Genomic DNA, 6,783 nt, shown 5'->3' with positions numbered 1-6,783 from the left:
ATTCTGCACAGCAAGTTGGAAGGGGCGCTCCTAGCGAGCGCCCTTTCTGCTGTGGCTGGGCGGCTTCGAAGGCCGAGCGCATCCCTCCTTCAGCTGACTGGTGCTTAGGACGTGCTCCAGTGTTGCCCTACCTTGCAGATACGAGCTCTGGGCTCTGACAACCGTTCGGGCTTGTACTGGAGACTCCGGCACGACGACCCATGCTTTTTAATATTAGGACCTTGAAGGCGTCGGTCTGCCGTGCCGTGTCCCATCCCTAAGATACAAGGGGCTAAGGGCTGGTGGTAAAGAAGAACCAACCCGACCTTTTAAGTATGGCTAAGTGGGCCTTCTCCTACCCCAGCAACGAGCATGACAACGAGCATGACAACGAGCATGACAGTGTGCATCTGCATGACGAAGCGCGTAGCGGTCAGCCGTGGACTCAGGAGGTGGAGAGTCGTTCGGTTCCCGAGGGGGTGATGCGGAGCTTGGCGGAGGTGAAGCAGGTCAAACGAGCAGTGCGGCATTTCCAGGCCAAGCCTGAGCTGGTACTTGAGTTGCTGGGGTGGGAGACTCATTCAGGATACAGGATAAAAGCCTACCTATTCACCCCTCGAGCGCCTCCTGCTGTTCTCTCTGCTGTTCTCTGCGGTAGACTGCGAAGCGATGACCGCCCGGCCCGCGCCTCCTGGGCGCGGCGCTGGACGGAAGAGACCGGAGGTGCTGATCCCATGCATGACGCCGCCGACCGCGTCACCGTGAACGATAGGGCCGAGGCGCTCTTTACGAGGTGCTTCGGCGCGGTGCCGGCCGGGGTGACGACGGCGCCGGGCCGCGTCAACCTGCTCGGCGACCACACCGACTACAGCGGCGGCCTGGTTCTGCCCGCCGCGCTCAGGCTGCAGACGGCGATCGCCTACCGCCGACTCGAGGGGAGCACGGTGCGGGCGGTCTCGGAGAGCGCGGAGGACGAGGCGCGCTTCGTCGTCGGCGAGGAGGGTGTGACGGGCTGGGCGGCCTACCTGGCGGGCGTGGCCTGGGCGCTCGAGCAGGACGGACATGCCCCCAGCGGCTTGGAACTCGCCGTGGCGAGCGAGGTTCCTACCGGCGCGGGCCTGTCGAGTTCGGCGGCGCTCGAGGTGGCAGCGGCGCGGGTCTGGCGTGCCCAAGACGCTTTGGACTTGAGCGACACCACGCTGGCGCTGCTCTGCCAGAGGGCCGAGAACCGCTACGTGGGCGTGCCCTGCGGCGTCATGGACCAGTTCGCGGCGAGCGTGCCCGCGCCCGGCCAGGCCATCCGGCTCGACTGCCGCGACTTGCGTTACCGGGTCTTGCGCATTCCCCCCGACTGGTCCTTCGTCGTCGTCGACTCGGGGGCGAGCCGCCGGCTGGCGGGTTCGGCCTATGCGGCGCGGGTGCGCGAGTGCGCGAGCATCGCCGAGAGGCTCGGTTTGGCGGCGCTGAGAGACCTCAAGCTCGAGCATCTGAGGGCGCTTTCCGGGGATCTCAGGAAGCGCGCCCGCCACGTCCTCTACGAGAACAGCCGCGTCGAAGAGGGCGCGGCGGCGATGGCGGGGGGCGAGATAAAGCGCTTTGGTACGCTGATGAGCGACTCGCACCTGTCGCTCAGGGAAGACTACGAGGTGTCGAGCGAGGCCCTGGACCGGCTGGTGAGGGCGGCCTCGAGCTTTGCAGGCTGTTACGGCTCGAGGCTGACGGGAGCGGGCTTTGGCGGCTGCACGGTGAACCTCGTGGCCGGCGGCCAGGAGGGCGCCTTTGCCGAGCACCTGAAGGCACACTATCCCCAGGGCAAGGTGGTGGCGGTCGTCTAGCTCCTTGAGCTAAGCCCCTTGAGCCAGGTCCAGGGTCACGCCGCCCGTCAGGGACAGGAGCTCGGCGGGGGAGAGCCTAAACACGGCGTTGGGGGTTCCCGCCGCCGCCCACACCTCTTCAAAGGCGAGAAGCTGCTCGTCTATGAGCGTCAGCATGGGCGCCTTGTGAAAGGCGGGCGGTACCCCGCCGATGGCGAAGCCGGTCTTGTCGCGGACGAAGCCGGCGTCGGCCTTCTCGAGGGGCTCGCAGGCGAAGCGGGTGACCTTGCCCAGGTCCACCCTGTTCGCGCCGCTGGCGATCACCAGGACCGCCTGGCTCGTGGCCTGGCCGCGAAAGATCAGCGACTTGACGATCTGGCCGACGCTGCAGCCGACGGCCTGGGCGGCCTCGGCGGCGCTGCGGGTGCTGCTTGGTAGTTCCCTCACCACCAGCCCCGTCCCACGGGCGTCCAAAGCGTCCTGGACGCGCTGCGCGCTGGGCTTGAGCGCAGCCCTTTGCGGATCCATCAGACCAGCTCCATCAGACCAGCCCCTGGGCGCGCAGCACGAGGTAGATGCCGGCAGCGGCGGCGCCCCAGAGCGCCCAGCGCAACCAGCTCCGCGAGGAGCGGCTGCTCGACAACTTGGCGCGCGCCTCCTCCATGTCGCGCTGGCGGCCCAGGCGCTGCGCGGCCTTGATCTTCTCGACGCTCTTGCCCATCTCGCCCTTGCGGCGGTAGGCCACGCCCAGGTTGTGAAGGGCGTTGGCGAACTCGGCGTTGACCTTGAGCGCCTCCTCGTAGGAGGCGATGGCCTCATCAAGGCGGCCCTCCTCGAGCGCCAAGTTGCCGCGGTTGGTGATGGCCCGGTAGTGGCGGCCGTCGAGGCTGAGCGCCCGGTCGAAGTGCGCGCGGGCGCGTTCGTTCTCGGCCTTGAAGACGTAGGCGGTGCCGCGCTGGGTCTCGGCCTCGGCCTGCAGGAGCTCCTGGCGCAGGCCGTCCAGGAGTTCCAGGGCGGTCTCCGGCTCGAAGCGGTCGAGCTCCTGGGCGCTCTTCTCCAGGAGCTCGAGCTCCTCGTGCAGCCTCGCCACGTCGACCCCCACCTCGGCGAGATCGGCCTGCTCCACGCGCGCGAGTGCCTGCCGCGCGCGGCCGAAGCGCTTGCCCCGCAACTCCCGCTGCAGGTCCGCCAGGGCCCGCAGGCTCTCCTCGGTGGCCTCGTCGGGCGCGTCCTCCTCGAGGTACCTCTTGATCGCCTCCGCGGGCTGGCCGGCGGCGACCGCGTCGCGCCAGTGGCGGGATTCGCGCTGGGCTTCGGCGGGCGTGAGGCTGGAGTCAGGCACCGGTCGCCCCGCCGAGGTCTCGTGCGTCTGAAGAAAGGTTTACCGTCATCGAATTACCGTCATCGAACACCAGTATAAACGCCCGGCCCGGTTGGCCGGGTAGGCCGGCTTAGCAGTGGCTCAGGGACCGAGAAGGCGCCGCGCGGCCTCGAGATCGGCTTCGCTGTTGACGTTGTGAAAGAGCGCCTCGCCAAAGCTCCCTGCCAGCGCGGACCAGGGCAGCGTCACCGTGGGCAGAGCCTTCAGGAGGCCGTGCATGGCCAGCTGGCCTGCTTCCAGCCTGTGCGCCACCTCGGCGGCGGCGTTCTGGTGATAGAGCGCCGCCAGGGGTTGGAGCCGACCGCCGGCGTCCTCTGCAACGACGGCGGACGCGCCTTCGCAGCGCGCGCCCGCGAGCAGGCGCCAGTAGCTTGGCGTGAGATAGGGCAGGTCGGCGGCGCTGAAGGCCAGCCAGGGCGTGCCAGCGATCGCAAGGGCCGTGGCGAGGCCACCGAGCGGCCCCCGGCCGGGCAGGCGGTCTTCGGCTCGAGGCCAGCCGAGAGAGGCGTAGCGGTCGTCGGGGCAGAGGAGCAGGCGTACTTCAAAGGGCTCGAGGCTGCTGGCGACCCGCGCGATCAGGGGCTGTCCGCCGACGCTTTCCGCGCCCTTGTCGCGGCCCAGCCGCCGCGAGCTTCCGCCCGCCGTAATGACGGCGGTGACGCCCATGATTGCCCTTACATTCCGTCCTTGCGTTCCATCAGGTAAATCAACCAAATAGGCCATTGCCGAGCTTGCACTAGCATCGCTTACTGTGCAATGGGCTGTAGCAGGAGTCCAGGCTTGCTCAGAGCTTGCGGCTAAACTCGTGGACATCCAGGCTAAACGACTTGCCATCGGTAATCACCACATGCTTGGTCTTGCCCGGTGAGCTATCATATTGCAGGTCTTCAAGATCAACCTCCCGGGGAATTATGTTGATGACGTTGTTGCCGTCCGCCAAAGAAACGAGCCTGACGCGCAACTCAGGCCGTCTGACAAAGCGATACATGTTCGAATCGAACTCGAATACAAACGCGTAGCCTCTTATCCGCGCGATACTCTCCGTCGCGGCCTCCACCTCACCTACAAAGTGACGCCGGACATCGTTCTCGAAGAGGAGGCGGGTAACGATGTGTATCTTTTCGCCCACACTGAGTAACATATGCTCTTAGCTCCTTTTTGCTCCGGGGCCTGGCTGGGCCTGTGCGAGCTCAGCTACGCTTTTTGGCCAGTGTATGTCATCGTGGTAGAAATGTCTATGCGCGTCATGCGGGTCAGGCAAGATTACCGCAGGGCGGGGCCAAGGGCGGTGTCGGGAGCCATACCATCACCCCTTTCTCAGCCTCCTATACTAGACTATAAGCAGTGAACCCCTTTTTCCATCTCGTGGAGGTATGTCCAGATGAAGCATAAGGCCCTCGCCGGCACGCTTGTAGCGCTCGCGCTCACCTTTGCCGTGGTCCAGGCGCAGTTTTCACGCGACTTTTCCGACGACTTCTTGAACTCCTCGTCGGGACGCTCGCTCATTCAGGTCTATAATGCCCTGCGCTCGAACTATCTCACCGACATCGACAACGAAGCGGTCATCCAGGGCGCCATCACCGGCATGATCGAGGCGCTCGAGGACCCCTATACCAACTACGCCAGCCCCGAGATGGCGGCGCGCAGCCAGCAGGACCGCCTGGGCTCCTTTGAGGGCATCGGCGTCACCATCGAGGCCCGCAACCGTCAAGACGGCACCGTCGTGGCGGTGACCAACGTCTACCGCGACGGTCCGGCCGCAGAGGCGGGCATCCAGCGCGGCGATCTCATCACCGAGGTCGACGGCGTCAACGTCGAGCGCACCCACATCAACGACATCGTCAGCATGATCCGCGGTCCCGGCGGCACCGAGGTGACCATCGGCATGAGGCGGGCCAACGAAGAAGAGCTGATCACCTTCACCATCACCCGCGCGACCATCCAGATCGTCTCGGTCGAGTCGGCGCTCTTGCCGGACGAGGTCGGCTACTTGAGCATCAACACCTTCGCCAACCGGCGCGTCTACGAGCAGCTCCAGATCCAGCTCGAGGCGCTCCAGGCGCAGGGCGCTACCTCCCTAATTCTCGACCTGCGCAACAACGGCGGCGGCTTTTTGGATCAGGGCATCTTGGTCGCGGACGAGTTCTTGAGCTCGGGCGACATCGTCTTCAGGCGCGCCCAGGGCGTGACCATCCGCGAGGCCCAGGCCGACCCTCAGGCCTTTGAACTGCCCATGGTGGTGCTCGTCAACCAGAACTCGGCCTCGGCCTCCGAGATCGTCGCGGGCGCCCTGCAGGACAACGGCCGGGCGCTCGTCGTCGGCGAGCCCACCCTCGGCAAGGGCGTCGGTCAGAACGTTATAACCTTAGCCGACGGCGGCGAGCTCTCCTTCGTGACCTTCGAGTGGCTCACGCCCAACCGCCAGAGCATCACCGAGACGGGCATCCAGCCCGACGTCGTCGTCGAGGACACCAGCTTTCCCTCGATCATCTCTCTGCAGGGCCAGGGCGCCAGCGAGGGCCAGGAGATCCAGTTCATGGTGGACGGCGAGGTCATCGGCAGCGCCGTCGCGGGCGAGGACGGCGAGTTCACCTTCTTCCAGCCCTTTACGCTCGCCGAGCGGAGCGACGTGCCGGGTTTGGCGCTCATCGACCTCGACAACGACAACGCCCTGCGCGTTGCCTACGACACGGTGCGCGAGGTCTGGCAGGCGGCCAACCCCTAGGGTACGGGGCCTAGTGGCAGGCGGGCATCTCAGATACCCGCCTGCTCTTGATGGCCTGCGCTCAGGTCGAGTACGTCGAGCATAACGGGCACGGCTATAAGCTCGCAGAAGAGAAGCGCGGAGCGTTACAATAGCTCACATGGCAACACACCTCGCGCGTCTGCTGGGTCGCCTCGAGGTTCAGGTGGATAACCAGCCCCGGGTCCTGCTCGCCGGTCAGGTGGCGCAGTTTTTGGGCTACCTGGCCTACTGCGGGAGTTGGGTCAGGCGCGACGAGGTCATCTACCTGTTTTGGCCTGACCAAGAGGAGAGCGTGGCGCGGCGCAACCTTCGCAAGCTGCTCCACCGGGCGCGCCAAAAGGTGAGCGGGATCGAGGCCGAAGGCGAGTCGCTACGCTGGCTGGTCTCCACCGACGTACAAGCTTGGCAAGACGCCGTAGAGCGCCGCGACTGGCTGGCGGCCTCGAGTCACTACCGCGGTCCGCTTCTTGAGGGTCTCGAGGGTGAGGGTGCGGGCGAGTACGGTGCCTGGCTCGAGGGGGCGCGCGAAGGGTGCAAACGCGGCTGGCAGCGCGCCCTTTTTGGGCAGGCCGAGGTCTCAGGCGGTTACCCCGTAGAAGCGCTACCTCTGCTCCGGCGCTTGCTCGAGGTTGACCCCTTAGACGAAGAGGTGGTGCACGCTTACCTGCACTGCTTGGCTGCTGCTGGTCGGTACGATGAAATGTCGCGTGTCTATAAAGCTTTTGCAAAGAGGCTCGGCGATGAGCTCGAGATAGAGCCTGGCGAGGACCTCCGCGCGCTTGTCGAACGTTTTAGGGACCAAGCTAAAGCAACATTGGAGACGCTGCCCGCTGTAGAAGCGCCCAAACCGGAAAGGCTGGCAC

7 protein-coding genes are annotated in these 6,783 nt (G+C 65.7%); 3 read left to right on the top strand and 4 right to left on the bottom strand.

Annotation, left to right across the window (positions count from 1 at the left end):
* The first annotated feature begins 713 nt into the window (after positions 1-713).
* Entirely contained in the window at positions 714-1,814 is a 1,101-nt protein-coding gene (gene galK / locus M3498_06445) for a galactokinase (GenBank protein MDQ3458924.1), read from the top strand.
* 9 nt (positions 1,815-1,823) lie between these two features.
* Here galK and M3498_06440 read toward each other — a convergent pair whose 3' ends face one another.
* The 4 genes from M3498_06440 to M3498_06425 form a co-directional block, all read right to left on the bottom strand.
* Positions 1,824-2,321 carry a YbaK/EbsC family protein gene (locus M3498_06440; GenBank protein ID MDQ3458923.1) on the bottom strand — a complete coding sequence of 166 codons (498 nt, stop codon included), beginning with the start codon at positions 2,319-2,321 and terminating at the stop codon, positions 1,824-1,826.
* Between the two features lie 13 nt (positions 2,322-2,334).
* Positions 2,335-3,135: a tetratricopeptide repeat protein gene (locus tag M3498_06435; protein MDQ3458922.1), complete on the bottom strand. Its 801-nt coding sequence runs from the start codon at positions 3,133-3,135 to the stop codon at positions 2,335-2,337.
* Positions 3,136-3,255: 120 nt separating this feature from the next.
* Positions 3,256-3,840 (bottom strand): molybdenum cofactor guanylyltransferase, encoded by a 585-nt coding sequence (locus M3498_06430; protein MDQ3458921.1) that lies wholly within the window; start codon positions 3,838-3,840, stop codon positions 3,256-3,258.
* 118 nt (positions 3,841-3,958) lie between these two features.
* The gene (locus tag M3498_06425) at positions 3,959-4,303 is read right to left on the bottom strand and encodes a hypothetical protein (protein ID MDQ3458920.1); all 345 of its coding nucleotides are present in this window, start codon (positions 4,301-4,303) and stop codon (positions 3,959-3,961) included.
* Positions 4,304-4,555: 252 nt separating this feature from the next.
* Between M3498_06425 and M3498_06420 the strand changes: the two genes are divergently transcribed.
* A complete protein-coding gene (locus M3498_06420) occupies positions 4,556-5,899 on the top strand; it encodes a S41 family peptidase (protein MDQ3458919.1) in 1,344 nt (447 codons plus the stop codon).
* 139 nt (positions 5,900-6,038) lie between these two features.
* A partial coding sequence (locus tag M3498_06415) for a hypothetical protein (GenBank protein MDQ3458918.1) occupies positions 6,039-6,783 on the top strand: 745 nt, incomplete at its 3' end.

The organism is Deinococcota bacterium (assembly GCA_030858465.1).
Taxonomy (GTDB): domain Bacteria; phylum Deinococcota; class Deinococci; order Deinococcales; family Trueperaceae; genus JALZLY01.
The sequence above is the reverse complement of the archived record's forward strand: the minus strand, read 5'-3'. Positions and strand labels throughout refer to the sequence as shown.

Excerpts from the sequence above, each read along its gene's own strand:
- M3498_06440 (MDQ3458923.1), bottom strand. The coding sequence starts at position 2,321 with ATGGATCCGCAAAGGGCTGCGCTCAAGCCCAGCGCGCAGCGCGTCCAG.
- M3498_06430 (MDQ3458921.1), bottom strand. The coding sequence starts at position 3,840 with ATGGGCGTCACCGCCGTCATTACGGCGGGCGGAAGCTCGCGGCGGCTG.
- M3498_06420 (MDQ3458919.1), top strand. The coding sequence starts at position 4,556 with ATGAAGCATAAGGCCCTCGCCGGCACGCTTGTAGCGCTCGCGCTCACC.
- galK (MDQ3458924.1), top strand. The coding sequence starts at position 714 with ATGCATGACGCCGCCGACCGCGTCACCGTGAACGATAGGGCCGAGGCG.